Source organism: Bradyrhizobium sp. USDA 376, from assembly GCF_054063675.1.
On record NZ_JBSSGN010000001.1, the window covers coordinates 3,333,117 to 3,349,280 of the forward strand.

The following is a 16,164-nucleotide window of genomic DNA, read 5'->3' on the forward strand; positions in this document are numbered from 1 at the left end:
CTAGCGTTAATGAGTTCTCTCCGCCCTTTTTTCCCGACAGCATGGCTGGCTGTATCAGCAGCGGCAGCGCTGCTGTTGCTGACGCCGGTGTCGCAGTCGCGCGCGCAGGCACAAGCCGCGCAGGCGACGCAAGCGCCGGCACAAACCGCTAATCCCGCTCCCGCATCGCCGTCCCAGACCACGGTCGCCGTGACGTCCCCCGAGCAGCGCGGCATCACCGCGCGCGCCATCGACAAGGTGAAGCAGGTCGCCAAGTCTGCCGGCGATGTTTTCAGCCGCGTGCCTTGCCTGCCGCCGAAGGGCGGCTCGAAGGCGATGGGCTCGCTGCCACATGTCGCCGCCAAGCTCGTCGCCGGCCAGCCTGTCGTGATCGTCGCATTCGGCTCGTCGTCGACCGCCGGATACGGCGCGAGCTCGCCCGATTTCAACTATCCGAACCGTCTCGCCGCACAGCTGCGCCGGCACTATCCGACCGCCGACATCACCGTCGTCAATGCCGGCGTCGGAGGCGAGGACGCGCCCGAGATGATGAAGCGCCTTCAGACGCAGGTGATCGACGTGCATCCGGACATGGTGATCTGGCAGGTCGGCACCAACGCGGTGCTGCGCAATCTCGATCCGGCCGATACCGCAAAACTGGTCGAGGAGGGCATCTCCCACATCCAGGCTGCCGGCGGAGCCGACATCGTGCTGGTCGATCCGCAATATTCGCCGGCCGTCAACCAGCGTGCCGAGAGCGCCGGCAAGATGATCAAGCTGCTCGGCAAGGTCGCCGAGCTCCGCAAGGTCGGCATCTTCCCGCGCTTCGAGGTGATGCGCGACTGGCACGAGAACCAGTCGATCCCGGTCGAGAGCTTCGTGATCGCCGACGGCCTGCACATGAACGATTGGGGCTACGCCTGCTTCGCCCAGCTGCTCGGCGACGACATCATCCGCTCCGTCGGCCAGATCAAGCTAGGGGTGAACGTGCCGGCTGATGTGAGGACGTACCGGCCGATGTAAGGCTCGGTGCCGTAGGGTGGGCAAAGGCGCGCTCTTCGCGCGCCGTGCCCACCATCTATCGGCAGCGTTGGTTTGAATGGTGGGCACGCTTCCGCCTTCGCTCTTCGAGCTACGGCGGACAAGTCGCTTTGCCCACCCTACGGGACCTTGATCGCCTCACGCCTTCTCCAGCGCCGCGGTGAGATCCTCGATCAGATCGTCCGCATGCTCCAGCCCCGCGGAGAAGCGGATGAAGCCCTCGCTGATGCCGAGCGCGGCGCGGTCTTCCGGCTTCAGGCGCTGATGCGTCGTGGTGGCCGGATGCGTGACGAGGCTCTTGGCGTCGCCGAGATTGTTCGAGATCTTCGCAAGCTTGAGCTCGTTGAGCACGCGGAACGCGGCCGCCTTGCCGCCCTTCACCTCGAAGCCGACCAGCGTCGAGCCGCCGCGCATCTGCTTCTTCACCAGCGCTGCCTGCGGATGATCGGCGCGGCCGGGATAGACCAGCCGCGAGATCTTGGGATGGCTCGCCAACACCTCGGCGACGCGGCCCGCGGTGTCGGTCTGCGCGCGCACGCGCACGCCCAGCGTCTCCAGGCCCTTGAGCAGGACCCAGGCGTTGAACGGCGAGATCGAGGGACCGGTCTGGCGCATGAAATTATGCAGGTGCTCGGCGATGAAGGCTTCCGACGACAGGATGATGCCGCCGAGACACCGGCCCTGGCCGTCGATGTGCTTGGTCGCGGAGTAGACGACGACGTCGGCGCCCAGCGCCAGCGGGCTCTGCCAGATCGGCGTTGCGAACACGTTGTCGACGACGAGCCGCGCGCCGCCACTGTGCGCGATCTCGGCGATGCCGGGGATGTCGAGCACATCGAGCGTCGGGTTGGTCGGGCTCTCCAGGAAGAACGTCTTGGTGTTCGGCCGAAGTGCGCGCTGCCACTGGTCGAGATCGGCTCCGTCCACCAGCGTGGCCTCGATGCCGTAGCGCGGCAAGAGGTCCTGGATCACGTAGAGGCACGAGCCGAACAAGGCGCGCGAGGCGACCACGTGATCGCCGGCCTTCAGCGGGGCCAGGATCGCGGTCGTCACCGCGGCCATGCCGGTTGCCGCCGAGCGGGCGGCCTCGGCGCCTTCGAGCTCGATCATGCGGCGCTCGAACATCGCAATCGTCGGGTTGGAGTAGCGCGAATAGATGAAGCCGGGGTCCTCGCCCTTGAACCGCGCCTCGCACTCCTCGGCGCTGTTATAGACATAGCCTTGCGTCAAAAACAGCGCCTCCGACGTCTCGCCATATTGCGAGCGCAGGGTGCCGGAATGGACCAGGCGGGTTTCGGGACGGTAAGCAGCAGGCGACTTCGACATAGGACCCTCCGACATGACCGTTTCGTCGAAAACGGTCACAAAAAAACCGGCCTGGACAAAACCACGGGCCGGGATCACAGAGGTCCCCGGCCTGTTTAGCGACTTATTTAACGTGGCTGCAAGCCGGCCGGCTCAAATCACCACGGGATAAGTGATGCTCATATTCCGCAATGGCCTTTCCGTCAAGGCGTCCATCGGATAGCCGTAAAAGGCTAGTATTTCCTGCATGTCCGGATGCGTTTGACCCCTGACGAGGACCCCCGGTTGAGCTTCACGATCGCCGCCGACGCCAATGGTATCCTGCCCGACCGCATGATCGCGGCGATGGCGGAGGCGGGGCTCATCCTGCCCGCCTACGACTTCGTCGAAAGCCAGATCCAGCCGGCAAGCCTCGATCTGCGCCTCGGCGACATCGCCTACCGCGTCCGCGCCAGCTTCCTGCCGGGGCCCGGCGCCACCGTCGCCGAGCGCATCGACGAATTGAAGCTGCACGAGTTCAGCCTTGCCGACGGCGCGGTGCTGGAGACCAACTGCGTCTACATCGTGCCCCTGCTCGAGAGCCTCGCGCTGCCGCCGGAGATCGTCGCAGCCGCAAATCCGAAAAGCTCGACCGGCCGGCTCGACGTCTTCACCCGCGTGATCGCCGACGGCACCCGTCGCTTCGACATGATCGGCGCCGGCTATCACGGCCCGCTCTATGCCGAGATCAGCCCGAAGACGTTTCCGGTGCTGGTGCGCGAGGGCTCGCGCCTGTCGCAGGTGCGCTTCCGCACCGGCGATGCCATCCTCAACGCCGACGAGCTCGATGCGCTGCACGCCACTGAGCGTCTCGTCGACATCGACGATGCCGATCTCTCGGGCGGCGTCGCCGTCTCCGTCGATCTGTCCGGCGAGAAGGCAAATGGCTTCGTCGGCTACCGCGCCAAGCGCCACACCGGCGTCGTCGACGTCGATCGCCGCGCCGGCTACGCCGTGGAGGATTTCTGGGAGCCGATCTCGGCCCGTCCCGACGGAAGCCTGATCCTCGATCCCGGCGAGTTCTACATCCTCGCCTCGAAAGAGGCGGTGCAGGTGCCGCCCGATTACGCCGCGGAGATGGTGCCGTTCGATCCGCTGGTCGGCGAATTCCGCGTGCATTATGCCGGCTTCTTCGATCCCGGCTTCGGCTATGCCGGCGCTGGCGGGCAGGGCGCGCGCGCCGTGCTCGAAGTGCGTTCGCGCGAGGTGCCGTTCATCCTCGAGCACGGCCAGATCGTCGGCCGCCTCGTCTACGAGAAGATGCTGGCGCGCCCCGACGCCATGTACGGCCAGCGCATCGGCTCCAACTACCAGGCGCAGGGCCTGAAGCTGAGCAAGCATTTTCGGGTGTAGAGCCGGCCTTCGCCGGGACGACACCGAAGTTTGCTTCCGGGCTCCTGCATGGGGCTCTGCTCCGATTACGGCTCGCGTTTCATTGCGCCGCTCCATCTGCGATGACACACTCCCGTAAAACAACAATCCGGGAGCGAACATGACCGCCGCATCAGACGCCGCGCAGGAAGCCCAATGGAAGCGCTGGCGCGCGGTCGCGGACCTCTATCACGCCTATTTCACCGGCCTGATCCTCACTGTCGTCACGCGCCGCGGCACGGCGGATGCGGCGGAGTTCGTGTTTCGCGTGTTCCGTCGCCAGCAGCAGGAGCGCTTCCTGCCGGGCCTGCAGAAGCTCGGGCTCAGCCATCTGCCGCCGGCGGTGGCCGCCGCGCAATATCACTATCTCTCCAACTGGATCGGCGGCGTGCATGTCGAATACATGTACGAGAGCGACCGCAAAGCCTGGATCCGCTATCCGCCGCCGCGCTGGATCTGGAAGGGCACCGCGATCTGCGGCGTGCCGGGCGAGGTCTCACGCGCGATGCTGCGCGGCTGGCACGCCAACAACGGCGTCGCGCTGGGTGATCTCCGCCTCGGCTTCGTCTGCACCAAGCAGAGCGTCGACGGCCAGGACGGGCTCGAAGGCTACTACCATCAATACGACCATCCGCTCGAGCTCGACCAGCGCCTCGTCTTCGCGCGGCATCTGGAGGCGCCATTGTTCGACGCCAAGACCGCGCCGGCATTGCCGGTCGCGAGCTGGCCGAAGCCGCGGCTGGAGAAAGCCTATCGCAACTACGCGATGGAATATGTCCGCACCGCCGCGCCCGTGATGGTGCAGCTGTTCGGCCCCGAAGACACCGGCTATCTGCTGCACCTCACCGGCAAGCTGATCGGGATGCAATATTTCGACGAGGTTGCAGCGGCGCTGTCGATGACCCGCGGCGGCGCGAGTGAATTCGCATCGTTCCTGAACGCGCTGTTCGCCGCGCAGGATGACGCCGCCGAGGCGACGCTGTCCGAAGGCGCGTTCGAACTCCGCCAGCAGAGCTGGAAGCTGATGGACGACGTCGCCGACTATCACCGCGCCTGCGCCAAAGTGCTGGAGGGATTGTTCGAAGGGCTGGCTGCCGGATGTGGACGGCACATCGGCGTGCACTTGCGTCCGACGGTAGGCGGCCGTCCGCCGCTGGTGTGGACGATCGGTTAGGCGATGCTGTCGCCGCGCACTTCGCCTCTCCCCGCATGCGGGGAGAGGCCGGAATTTGCGTCAGCAAATTCCGGGTGAGGGGGAGTCTCCGCGAGTCCAGCTCTCACCGTCTGTGCGGATAGAGCCCCTCACCCCAACCCTCTCAGCGCGAGCGAAGCTCGTCGCGGCCCCGTAAGAACGGGGAGAGGGAGAAAGTCAATTCCACCTATCGAAATGCGCTCCCGCAGGGCACGCCTGCATCAGGCGCAGGAGGAACCGGCAATTGCCGTGCTAACAAGCCTCTCGCCGCGCCTTTCGCGCGAACAAAGTCATTGGCACACCAAGTGATTGCCGCGCCGCAAATGGCGCCCTTGCCCGGGAGAGGACATGTCCGACATCGCCGAGATCCCGGTCGATGAGCAAGAGCGCCCGCTGCTGCCGCCGCCGCGTCCCGTGCGGAGTGCGCTGACCGACGGTCCGATCCTGCGCACGCTGCTTTCCCTCGCCTGGCCGAACGTGATCGCGCTGTCGGCCGGCACCTGCACGGTGATCGCGGAGACGTCCTATATCGGCCGGCTCGGCGTCGAGGCGCTGGCCGCGATGGCGCTGGTGTTTCCGACAGTGATCCTGACCATGACGATGTCGGGTGGTGCCATGGGCGGCGCGGTGGCCTCCGCCATCGCCCGCGCGCTCGGCGCCGGAGATCGTGAGCGCGCGGGCACGCTCGCCATGCATGCGCTGCTGATCGGCATCACCTTCGGACTGGTGTTCATGCTGGGCATGCTGATCTTCGGGCCAAAAGTGCTCGAAATGCTCGGTGGCCGCGGCGATGTGCTGATGCATGCGATCGCCTACACCCAGGTGTTCTTCGGCGGTGCCGTGCTGCCCTGGCTGCTCAACACCATGGCGGGCGTGTTGCGCGGCACCGGCAACATGAAGCTGCCGTCGTTCCTCATCCTCAACTCCGCAGCCTGGCAGATCGTGCTCGGCGGCACGCTCGGTCTTGGGCTCGGCCCGGTGCCGCAGCTCGGCATGCGCGGCGTCGCGGCCGGCGCGCTGATCGCCTACACCATGAACATCGGCATCATGGGCTGGTACCTGTTCTCCGGCCGCGCGCGGATCGCACTGAGGCTGCGCGGCCTGCGCATCCAATGGGCGATGTTCTTCGACATCCTCAAGGTCGGCGCCATCGCCTGCTTCTCCCCGCTGCAATCGGTGCTGACGATCTCGATCTTCACCCACATGCTGGCGAAGTTCGGCACCGCGATCCTCGCCGGCTACGGCGTCGGCGCGCGGCTGGAATTTTTGCTGACCTCGATCGCGTTCTCGTTCGGCATTGCCTGCGTGCCGATGGTCGGAATGGCGATCGGCGCGGGCCGCATCGCGCGGGCGCGGCGCATCGCCTGGATCGCCAGTGCTGCGGCCTTCGTGGCCGTCGGCGCGCCGGCATGCCTCGTTGCGATCTTCCCCGATCTCTGGGTCAACATCTTCACCGACAGCGCGGCCGTGCGCGCGGCGAGCCACCAATATCTCTCGACGGTCGGGCCGTTTTACGCGTTCTTCGGCCTTGCAACGACGATGTATTTCTCCTCGCAAGGTGCGGCGAAGGTGATCGGCCCGGTGCTGGCGCAGACCGCGCGGTTGATCTACATCTCCGCGGTCGGCTGGTGGCTGCTGACGCACGAGGCCACCGCGCAGAGCTTCTTCTGGCTGGCCGCGAGCTCGATGGTCGTGCTCGGCCTGCTGTCATGCTCCAGCGTGGTGCTGACCCGCTGGGGACCGCGCGAGGGCAAGCCCGCGATCAGGCCGGCTCTGTCGGGCGCGGATTAGGACGCGCGCGCCGGATTTTTGTTTCTGAATATTTCCATCGGTTGCCTGGCAATGCCGGGTAACCGAAGCCGCGCCATGCCGAAGGCTCCGCGCCAGCTCCTGGCGACAATTTCGCCGCGAGTTCATCAGCACGGAAAGCCATCATGACCTCGATTTCGGCGCTCTCCTCCCACCATCGCCACACATCGCCGTTGCAGCGACTGCAGGACGAGCTGCAGGCGGAAGTCAGCTCCGGCGCGGTCAGCGCGGCCGATCAGACGGCGCTGTCGTCCGCACTCAGCGACATCGATTCCGCCCTGCAATCGAGCAGCGCGAGCGATATATCCAGCGGCAGCAGATTATCGCCCGACGAGTTCACCTCGAAGGTCGACGATCTCATCCAGCAGGAAGTGTCGAACGGCAAGCTGACCGACGAGCAGGCCACCGAGCTGCAAGGCATCTTCAAGGCGGCGTTCTCCCATGGTCCGGGTGGACCGGGCGGAGCAGGTGGACCGCCGCCCGGGCCGTCGCCGGATGGCGGCGCTTCGGCCAGCGGCACGGACAGCTCGTCGAGCGGCAATCCGCTGGTGGATTTGCTTCAGCAATTCCTCCAATCGCTGACGAGCTCGCTCACGGATTCGACCTCATCCAGCACGACGGGATCAAGTGACACGACGACTGCGAGCAGCACGGATGGTTCGTCAAGCAGTACGTCGGCGACGGACCTGCTGCAGCAATTCCTCCAGTCGCTGAAGAACTCGCTTACGGATTCGACCTACAGCGCGACGCAATCAAGCGACCCTTCGCTGTCCGGCGTCCTGCTGAACGATCGGATCTAACACCGGCGAAGCCCCATCCGCCGGCCCGGCGCAACCATCCTTCGTGCCCCCCGAAGGGTGGTTGCCTCGTTGCCGGATATGCCCGCGTCAGCGGTGCTTGTGACGGCGATGGCCACCGCCGCCGGCATTGGCGAGCCGCATCAATTGCGGGATCATCGCCATCATGTCGCCGCCTCCCGAGCCGCCGAGCATGCCCATGATGTCGCCGCCGCCCATGCCGCCGAGCCCAGTCGGCACGCCTCCGCCCATTGGCGCATAGCCGCCGTAGTTCGGAGCGCCAAAGCCGCCGCCGAGATTGCCGCCGCCCCCCATCATGCCGCCGAGCCCGCCGCCGCCGTTCTCCATCATGCGGCTCATCATCGGGCCCATGGTCTGCATCAGCATGGCGAAGCGGCGCTTGCCCATCTTCGCCTTCATCATCTCCAGCATCGGCGCCATCTGGGTCATCATGTCCTCGCCGCCGGCACCTCCGCCGCCGAGGAACTGCGCCTTTGCCGGCACGCCCGACATCGAAAACAGCAGCAGCACGGCGGCCGCCTGACAGATCACCTTGTCCGCACCTCTCATGGCATGCTCCTCGCGTGCGTGGCACCGCCGGGAGAGCGGAGCCAACCGGACGCACGCGGGCATGGTTACGGCCGGCGAGGGCGTGGCTCTGTGAAAAACATCACGCAAGCGAGCATGATCCGGAAAAGTGTGCAGCGGTTTTCCGAAAAGATCATGCTCCAACAAAGAGCTACGCAGCCGGGAATGCCCGGTGCATGGCGGCGACGGCCTCCTTCGTTTGTCCCTGCACGTAGGCCGCGAGCTCGTTCGGCAGCATGTCGATGATCCAGACCAGCCGGCACCGTGCCTCGCCCTCGGCGATCACCTGCACCGAGGCGCTGTAATGCTTCAGCCGTTCGTTGTTGATCGCATAGACGAGGCGCTGCCGCGCATCGTCACAATCGACCAGCACCTCGCGCGCGACGGAGCCGTTGGCGAAGGTGACGATGCGCGCATCGCCGTCGAGCGTGCAGGCCGTGACGAAGCCCGGCACCAGCCGCTGCGGCAGCGCGCCGAAATCGCGCACCGCGTCCCAGACGTCGCGGGCGGGGGCGGGGAGGGGGATGTCGTTGTGGATGGAGGCCATGGGAATTCCCGTTTGTTGGAGTCATTCCGGGGCGCGCGAAGCGCGAACTCTGGTGCGCAATTGCGCACCTGAGAATCTCGAGATTCCGGGTCTGGTGCTTACGCACCATCCCGGAATGACGGCGTATGTGGAGCGCTTGGTCGCGCCTCACACACAAACCGCCTCGACATTATTGCCGTCGGGATCGATCAAAAACGCCGCGTAATAAGTCGGGCTATAATCCTTGCGCGGCCCGGCGCCGCCATTGTCGCGCCCGCCGCTCTTCAGGCCCTCGCTGTGAAACGCCTTGACCGCGTCATGATCCCCGGCGCGAAACGCGATATGCGCGCCGTCGGCTTTCCGGCCCTTGTTCAGATGCAGCCACAGCCCCGGCTCGCCCTTCGGCCCGAAGCCGGCATAGCCGTCGCCGCTCGAGCAGAGGACATAGCCGAGCGGGGCCAGCACTGCGGTGTAGAAGCGCGTGGCGGCGTCGAGGTCGGCAACGCGCAATCCGATGTGGTCGTACATGATCGTCTCCATTGCAAAGCGCGCCGCAACTGGCGCGCGCCGGAGACGACCCTAGTCAGTTGAGGGCAACCCGCTCTTGGAGAATCTTGCGCATCCCCTTCGAGGCCTGCCGGAACTTCGTCGGCGACACACCGGCGGCGCGATGGAAGGTGCGTACGAAGTTGGAGAGGTCGCCGAAGCCGACGTCATAGGCGATGTCGGTGACGGCGATGTCGTCCTCGGTAAGCCTGCGCGCGGCGTGCCGCAGCCGGGAGCGCACCAGATATTGATGCGGGGTGACGCCGAGCACGGCCGAGAACAACCGCAGGAAATGGAACGGGCTGAGGCCGGCCTGCTTTGCTGCCTGTTCGAGATCGAGCTCGGCATGCGAGTTGTCGTCGATCCACAGCGCGGCTTCGACGGCGCGGCGGCGGTCGCGCGCGGTCGGCGTGGCCGGCTTGCGCGCCTTGCCTGAAACCACATCAATGAAACGGCCGGCAAGAATTTGGCCGATCTCGTCGAGTCCCAGGTCGCTGTTGCCATCTGCTGCCGTCTGGGCGAGCTCGCCCAGCACCATCAGCTCGGGCAGCGGCGGTGTCGCGCCGACCTGCCAGATCTCGCGCCGTCCCCCGAGGGCATCGACCAGGTCCTCGCTGAAGAAGAAGCCGAGGCAAACGTCGCCGCTGACATGCTCGTGCGTGCAGGTGTATTCCTCGCCGGGGGCGCCGACCAGGATCGAGCCCGCCACCAGCTCGAAGAAGCCGGCGCGGCAATGGCAGCCAAAACTGCCGGAGCGCACATAGGCGATGGAATGACCCGTGCGGCATTCCGCGAACGGCGTGTCGTCCGGTCCCGCATCGCAGCGAAACTCGGAGACCCTTATCGATCGTGTCGTCAGCAGCGTGGTGGCGTCCATGCCGCCTTATCTAGGTAGACGGCCTCGGCGGAGCAACGGGCAGCAGCACCTCGAACAGCGTCTTGCTGGCGACCGGATGGGCGCCCTCCAGCGACAGCAGACGCCGCTTGGAGATCACCCCGCCATAGGGCGAGATCCGGCCGGTGTAATTGCCGGCCTCCAGCACGCGGTGGCACGGCACGATCAGCATGTAGGGATTTTTCGCGATCGCCTGCGCCACCGAATGCGCGGCGCCGGAGGCGCCGAGTGCCTTGGCGATCTCGTGATAGGTGCGCGTCTCCCCGCGCGGAATCGTGCAGGTGTATTCGTAGACCCGCCGGTTGAAGCCGGGCACGCCGCCGGCATCCAGGCTGACGTCGGAAAAATCGGGATCGTTGCCCTGCAGCAGGCCCACGATGCCCTCGATCGCAAGCTCGGTATTGGGCGGAGGCCGCTGCTCGCGCGCCTCGGGATGAGCCTGAAAAATCCGGCGGCGGGTGTCGATCTCCCGCGCCTCCGGCAATTGCACGGCCACCACGCCGGTACTGCTCCAGATGATGCCGCAACGGCCTATCGCCGTGTCGAATATCGTGTAGCCACGCCCCACCATGCACACGCCCCACTCAGTGCACGCTTTTCCCCGACAGGCCGATCATAACACCGCCACAATCCGGCGCACCCGGAATCTTGCCAGGACGTTAACAACCGTCCGGGCGGACGCGCCAAACCGCTTGGCGGGAGGCGCCGTCTCGGCTAATCAGGATGGGCGCGAAGCGCACAAGCGGGCGTAGTTCAATGGTAGAACGGCAGCTTCCCAAGCTGCATACGAGGGTTCGATTCCCTTCGCCCGCTCCAATACTCAGTAGGTTTTCCCAAGGAAGTATTCTCGTTTTATTCTCGGGGGGCGTCCCGAAAAGCCCATGCCCTCTCCGGAGCTGCCCTGGGTACGGGATCCCCGGCTATTCCAACTCACTGTAAAGTTGCACGCTGAGATCGGGCGGGTCGGCAACGGCAATTGGAGCATGTTAGACTACCGAAAACTCGATCAAACTCACCACCTGTCTTCGTTTCAGGTGCGACTTCCAATTTGGAAAGGCTCAGAGAATCCACGCGCGCCTTTTGCCGCATGGAAGGTAGGTGGCGCGCTGCCTTGGTATCAAGCGTACAATACCGCGAAACATTCTCGCCATCAAAACTTCGATCTCAGTAATTTCGGCAACATGCTTGATGCCATGTGCGGTCTTGTCGCGATCCTTGCATCTCAATTTGTCACTATCGACTTTGGCCCGGAAGGATACTTTGCTGAAAGCAGCCCTGTTGAAGGATATGAGATGGCGATCGGCGGATACTTCGAGATCAAATTGCCGGACGATTGGCCGCTGCAGGATCGATACTCGTTCGACTGGAGGACGATCAGCGCGGGCGGCTTGGACCCGTTTCAGACACTAACGTTCGTTCCTTGAGAGGATGGCTAGTCAAGGACCGGCCGCAAGGCGGCTGTTGTTTAATCAGCTTGCGGACCACGCATCAGGGCTTTGGGGGACTTGTTAGAAGATTTTTGCGGCAGAGCATTATGGCCGTTAGAAAGACTCGAATAGCACTCTGAAGCTCTTCTTCCGACCACGTCGTCATGCCGTTATGTTGCCCGTCGTTTCGATACAAGACGGCTAATAAGATCGTGCGCGCGACTTCTATGTTCGGTCCAGTCCCGGACAATGAGCGGATACTCGCAATCTGCGCGGCCCGCGTCTTCGAAGTAGTCGAAACCAAACCATACTCGGCAACTAGTATTGAGTGGATGTCGGCTACGGCGCTCCAAAACCGCTGCACTTTCCTCATCAGCGTACCTGTAGGGTGGACGCCCGCTTCGCTCAGCAGGGCGCCGACCACATGCTCAAACGTCGTCGACAATGACTCGACTTCCTTCGCAAGAGCGACGTTATCTATTCGCGAGTTGCTGAATTGGCGGGCGAGTATTGTCTCAATGCCGAGATGAACTTTCCAAAAGTTTATCCGCTCCAGCCAAGCCAAAGTGTCTGGCACATCGGCCCCTCTCAATGTCAGGTTCACGTCAGCGGCGGGCGCCTTAGCCACTACAGCATTCTTCAGCGAAAGCTCTGCCCTTTCTCGGGCACCCTTTGCCCAATCAGGGAAGATAACATCCAACGTATTTTCGAAATGGCCGGTTACGCGACCCACCTCGTTCGTAAGGGTGGAGAACTCTAGCTCCAGCGCCTGCGTTGTCATGCGCGCCACCAACGCAATCTGGCGCTTGTACTCGGCCGCAACCTCCTGACGACCGCGCTTCGTCCAATCGTCCCATCGCTCGCACAGGTAAGTTACCTCTGGGGCAAAGCCGAGCTCGAGGACATGCTCCATTTCCCGAAAAACGATCGCATACTCTTCACGTTCTTTGGCATCTCGCTCGTGACACGTCGCCGATCCCGCTCGACAGAGATACGGTTTAAGGTCAACAACAAGAACAAGCTCTTTCGAGTTCTTGGCGAGGAGGTGCGGCACTCATCCGTCTTATTGCGCGACGCCGATGACGAGCACTATCCATTTAAGAGCCATTACAAGGATTTCGACAAGCGCCCCCGCTGGAAGGAATTCGAGGCTATTCACTACCATCCGCATGGCTTGGTCCTAAAGGCGGTGGAACGTTTTGCGTACATCGATCTAGAAAAGAAGGAGTACGACTACGCTGAAGCCGCTTCATTGATATCGCGCGACATCAAGCGTTCGTCATCCAGGGGCACTAGACTTGCTTTGATCAGCAGTCTGGTCGGCAGCGACTTATTGGCGCCGCGTTTTTGTTTCTGATCATCGAACAAAACATTCGGACCCGGCCTGTTGCCGGGCAAACGGAGGCATTGATGACAAACTCGGCACCTGTTTTCACCCCTTCCGTCACGCGTGTGTCGACCAGTGCAACCGGGGGGCAGGCGGATGATCAAAGTTACCAGTCCGTGTTGTCGCCCGACGGCACGAAGGTGGCGTTCGAATCCTATGCCGACAACCTGGTGGCCGGCGATACCAACGGTGCACCCGACGTCTTCGTGAAGGACCTGACGACTGGTGCGATCACGCTCGTGTCGACCAATGCCAGCGGAGTTCAGGGGGGTGGCTACCAGCCGGTTTTTTCGTCCGATGGTACCAAGCTGGCGTTCTCATCTTCTTCCGACAATCTGGTGCCGGGCGATACCAATCAGGCTTACGACGTTTTCGTGAAGGACCTGACCACCGGCGCCATCACGCGCGTGTCGACCAGTGCCAGCGGGGCACAGGCGGACGGCTTCTGGACCACCAACCCGATATTCTCGCCTGATGGCACCAAGGTTGCGTTCTATTCCGATGCCGACAATCTCGTGCCTGATGATACCGACCAGTTGCGCGGCATCTTCGTGAAGGACCTGACCACTGGCGCGATAACGCTCGTGGGCCCCAGCCCGTACAACGATCAACACCACGGCGGCGAGGAGAATGGTTGGACCTACGCCCCCTCGTTCTCGCCCGATGGCACCAAGATCGTGTTCGCGTCCGCGTCGAACACAGGTGGCGACATCAGCGACATCTACATCAAGGATCTTTCCACCGGGGCCACCACACTGGTGTCGGTCAGCGCCAGCGGCGTTCATGGGAATAGCGGCAGCTACGATCCGGTGTTCTCGCCCGATGGCACCAAGGTGGCGTTCTATACCTTCGCCGACAATCTTGTGCCGGGTAGTTCCAACATCCGGATCGGCAACGTCGTCGTTAAAGATCTGACCACAGGCGTGGTCACGCTGGTATCGGCCAATGCCGACGGAGTCCCGCAGAACAACAACGCCGCAGCCCAGAAACCCGTATTCTTGCCTGATGGCACCAAGATCGCATTTGTTTCCGAGGCCAACAATCTCGTGTCGGATTTCTACGGCTATTATGGCCCTCAGGTGTATGTGAAGGACCTGATCACCGGGGCCGTCACTCTTATCTCGACCGACGCGAGCGGGGTGCCGGCAAATGGCTACAACGAGCGTCCCGGCTTCTCGGCTGATGGCACCAAGCTGGTATTCGAGTCTTCAGCCAGCACTCTGGTGCCGGGCGATACCAACGGCGCTTCCGATATCTTCGTGAAGGAACTTGGTATGCCGTCCGTCATTGCTGCGAAGCTGACGGACAATGGCGCTGCCCATGTTTCGACATCGGGGCCGGTGTTCTTTACCGACGCCGACAAGACTGACACTCACACGGCCTCGGTGGCATCGCAAAGCGGCAATCTGGGCACACTCACGGCCACCGTCGACGATGCCGATGGCAAGGTGACATGGAGCTATGACGTTTCTCATGCCAACTTCGCTCCGCTCCGGGATGGGCAGACCCATGCCGACACCTTCACCTTGACCCTCGACGATGGTCACGGCGGTTCGGCGACGCAGAGCATCACGGTGACGCTGAACGGAATCGATGATGCCCCCGTGATCCACTCGGCCGCGACGGCAAGCTTCGCGGAGAATGGCACTGGTCTCGCCTACCACATCGCGGCGACCGACGTTGACAACTGGTCGGTGAACTACTCGCTCTCCGGCGCTGATGCGGCCCTGTTCGACCTGTCGATCACAGGCGATGTGACGTTCAAGTCTGCGCCCGACTTCGAAGCGCCGAAAGACGCAAACCACGACAACGTCTATGACATCACCGTCGAGGTCAGCGACCTGACAATAATCACGACAAAGAACGTCGCGATCACGGTCACGGACGTGCATGACACCAGCCCCGGTGTTCTGACTGTCACCGGCTCGACCGGCTTCACGTCGATTGACTGGGCCACGATCAATGTCAGCGTGACCGGAAATTTGCACGAGACCGCCAGCGCCGGTGTGATCAGCAACAGCACGATCAACAATCTCGGTTCACTGAGCGAAGCCCAGGCGATGCTCGCGTTCGTGAACGATACGATCATCGGCGGCTCTCTCGGTGCGATCGTCGCCAATGGCGGCACCATCACCTTCGACAACGTACATCTGGACGGGACGTTGCTGGATGCGACATCAGGCGGACTCATCGAATCCGTTGCAGGCAGCGCCAACAGCTTCAACAACGTGACGCTCAAGGCTGGCGCCGTGTTTGACTTCAGTGCCGCAAGCGGTGTGTTTGCCAGCGGCACGTTGAACAACGGCGGCAAGATCGAGTTCTTCAATTTCGCGAAATTCATCCTGACCGGCGACACGACGGTCATCGGCAATGGCGAGATCAAGCTCGATCCGGGCTCCTCGATCCTGAACAGCGGTGCGCATCACACGCTCGACCTTGAAGGCGGCACGATCGACGGTGCCGGCACCATCGGAAACGGAGATCACAGCCTCACTTTGGATATCGGCGTCTCCGGCACGCTCGAGGCGAACGGGTCCCAGCCGCTCAGCGTGAACACCGGCAATTCCGTCACCAGCAGCGGCCTGATCGAAGCCGTGCACGCCTCGCTCGATTTCAACGACGCCGTTTTCAACACCTTTGGAACGATCACCGCCGATCAGGGCGGCACGATCGACTTTGGGAGTGGCCTGACCAATGGCGGTATCGTCAATGTGCATGCCGGCAGCGAGGTGGATGTCTCGGGCAATTTCGTCAACAACGGCACTGTCCTGGATAGTGGCGTGCTCAAGGTCGATCATTTGAGCGGGGCTGGAGCCGTCAACGTCAACAACGGGACATTGGTGGTCACCGGTAATCTGAGCAGCAATGTCGTTCTGACGGGGACGGACACGTTTGTCTTCGGGCCCAATGCCAAGCAGACGGCCGCCGTCATCTCGAACTATACGCCGGGCACGACGCTGGTGCTGGACGGCTTCGACACCAAGGTGAACGTGGCCTTCGACACTCAGACCAATATTTTGACGCTGACCGATGCGGATCATCATGCGATGACGCTTCACCTCGCGCCCGGGTCCTTGATTCCGCAGGTCCACGGCGCGGCGCCGGATTTTCTTGTCTAGCGAATTTCCTAAGGACACTTTGTCGAGCCCGCCATTTCCACCAGGCGGGCTGCGGCAAGACGCCAGAGAATTTGCCGCGCAAAAATTCTAATATATTAGCTCCTTGTTCCCGGCACGCGCGGCTCGCCCGGCTTAAGCTTTCT

15 protein-coding genes, 1 tRNA gene and 1 riboswitch are annotated in these 16,164 nt (G+C 63.2%); of the genes, 9 read left to right on the plus strand and 7 right to left on the minus strand.

Annotated elements, in window-relative coordinates:
- The first annotated feature begins 9 nt into the window (after nt 1–9).
- A complete protein-coding gene (locus ACVJ19_RS15570) occupies nt 10–1,002 on the plus strand; it encodes an SGNH/GDSL hydrolase family protein (RefSeq protein ID WP_453948309.1) in 993 nt (330 codons plus the stop codon).
- Between the two features lie 156 nt (nt 1,003–1,158).
- On the opposite strand, the gene ACVJ19_RS15575 is transcribed toward ACVJ19_RS15570, so the two are convergent.
- Nucleotides 1,159–2,346, minus strand: coding sequence for an O-succinylhomoserine sulfhydrylase (locus ACVJ19_RS15575; RefSeq protein ID WP_453955079.1), 1,188 nt, complete (start codon nt 2,344–2,346; stop codon nt 1,159–1,161).
- A 74-nt stretch (nt 2,347–2,420) separates the two neighbouring features.
- A riboswitch (SAM riboswitch) is annotated at nt 2,421–2,500 on the minus strand.
- Nucleotides 2,501–2,580: 80 nt separating this feature from the next.
- On the opposite strand from ACVJ19_RS15575, the gene ACVJ19_RS15580 reads away from it, so the two are divergent.
- The 4 genes from ACVJ19_RS15580 to ACVJ19_RS15595 all read left to right on the plus strand — a co-directional run bounded on the left by ACVJ19_RS15580 (nt 2,581) and on the right by ACVJ19_RS15595 (nt 7,536).
- Complete coding sequence (locus ACVJ19_RS15580; protein ID WP_453948307.1) at nt 2,581–3,717, plus strand: 2'-deoxycytidine 5'-triphosphate deaminase; 1,137 nt, start codon at nt 2,581–2,583, stop codon at nt 3,715–3,717.
- A 139-nt stretch (nt 3,718–3,856) separates the two neighbouring features.
- Nucleotides 3,857–4,909, plus strand: a complete 1,053-nt coding sequence (locus tag ACVJ19_RS15585; protein ID WP_453948305.1) for a hypothetical protein — start codon at nt 3,857–3,859, stop codon at nt 4,907–4,909.
- A gap of 366 nt (nt 4,910–5,275) precedes the next feature.
- Entirely contained in the window at nt 5,276–6,718 is a 1,443-nt protein-coding gene (locus tag ACVJ19_RS15590; RefSeq protein WP_456739392.1) for an MATE family efflux transporter, read from the plus strand.
- A gap of 143 nt (nt 6,719–6,861) precedes the next feature.
- Entirely contained in the window at nt 6,862–7,536 is a 675-nt protein-coding gene (locus ACVJ19_RS15595; protein WP_453948303.1) for a hypothetical protein, read from the plus strand.
- An 87-nt stretch (nt 7,537–7,623) separates the two neighbouring features.
- On the opposite strand, the gene ACVJ19_RS15600 is transcribed toward ACVJ19_RS15595, so the two are convergent.
- The 5 genes from ACVJ19_RS15600 to ACVJ19_RS15620 all read right to left on the minus strand — a co-directional run bounded on the left by ACVJ19_RS15600 (nt 7,624) and on the right by ACVJ19_RS15620 (nt 10,659).
- Nucleotides 7,624–8,103 (minus strand): hypothetical protein, encoded by a 480-nt coding sequence (locus tag ACVJ19_RS15600; RefSeq protein ID WP_453948302.1) that lies wholly within the window; start codon nt 8,101–8,103, stop codon nt 7,624–7,626.
- A 169-nt stretch (nt 8,104–8,272) separates the two neighbouring features.
- Nucleotides 8,273–8,668 carry an SRPBCC family protein gene (locus ACVJ19_RS15605; RefSeq protein ID WP_453948300.1) on the minus strand — a complete coding sequence of 132 codons (396 nt, stop codon included), beginning with the start codon at nt 8,666–8,668 and terminating at the stop codon, nt 8,273–8,275.
- A 147-nt stretch (nt 8,669–8,815) separates the two neighbouring features.
- Nucleotides 8,816–9,175, minus strand: a complete 360-nt coding sequence (locus ACVJ19_RS15610) for a VOC family protein (RefSeq protein WP_260387013.1) — start codon at nt 9,173–9,175, stop codon at nt 8,816–8,818.
- 55 nt (nt 9,176–9,230) lie between these two features.
- Nucleotides 9,231–10,070 (minus strand): helix-turn-helix transcriptional regulator, encoded by an 840-nt coding sequence (locus tag ACVJ19_RS15615; RefSeq protein WP_453948299.1) that lies wholly within the window; start codon nt 10,068–10,070, stop codon nt 9,231–9,233.
- 10 nt (nt 10,071–10,080) lie between these two features.
- Nucleotides 10,081–10,659 (minus strand): methylated-DNA--[protein]-cysteine S-methyltransferase, encoded by a 579-nt coding sequence (locus ACVJ19_RS15620; RefSeq protein WP_453948297.1) that lies wholly within the window; start codon nt 10,657–10,659, stop codon nt 10,081–10,083.
- 171 nt (nt 10,660–10,830) lie between these two features.
- Between ACVJ19_RS15620 and ACVJ19_RS15625 the strand changes: the two genes are divergently transcribed.
- Nucleotides 10,831–10,904, plus strand: a tRNA-Gly gene (locus tag ACVJ19_RS15625).
- A gap of 167 nt (nt 10,905–11,071) precedes the next feature.
- Nucleotides 11,072–11,512, plus strand: a complete 441-nt coding sequence (locus ACVJ19_RS15630) for a hypothetical protein (RefSeq protein WP_453948296.1) — start codon at nt 11,072–11,074, stop codon at nt 11,510–11,512.
- Nucleotides 11,513–11,576: 64 nt separating this feature from the next.
- Here ACVJ19_RS15630 and ACVJ19_RS15635 read toward each other — a convergent pair whose 3' ends face one another.
- Nucleotides 11,577–12,428: a hypothetical protein gene (locus tag ACVJ19_RS15635; RefSeq protein WP_453948295.1), complete on the minus strand. Its 852-nt coding sequence runs from the start codon at nt 12,426–12,428 to the stop codon at nt 11,577–11,579.
- Here ACVJ19_RS15635 and ACVJ19_RS15640 point away from each other — a divergent pair.
- Both ACVJ19_RS15640 and ACVJ19_RS15645 read left to right on the plus strand, forming a co-directional pair.
- Entirely contained in the window at nt 12,420–12,872 is a 453-nt protein-coding gene (locus ACVJ19_RS15640; protein ID WP_453948294.1) for a hypothetical protein, read from the plus strand. The two genes, ACVJ19_RS15635 and ACVJ19_RS15640, sit on opposite strands and share 9 nt — an antisense overlap.
- Complete coding sequence (locus ACVJ19_RS15645) at nt 12,863–16,021, plus strand: VCBS domain-containing protein (protein ID WP_453948293.1); 3,159 nt, start codon at nt 12,863–12,865, stop codon at nt 16,019–16,021. Before ACVJ19_RS15640 ends, ACVJ19_RS15645 begins: the two co-directional genes overlap by 10 nt.
- Nucleotides 16,022–16,164 lie beyond the last annotated feature (143 nt).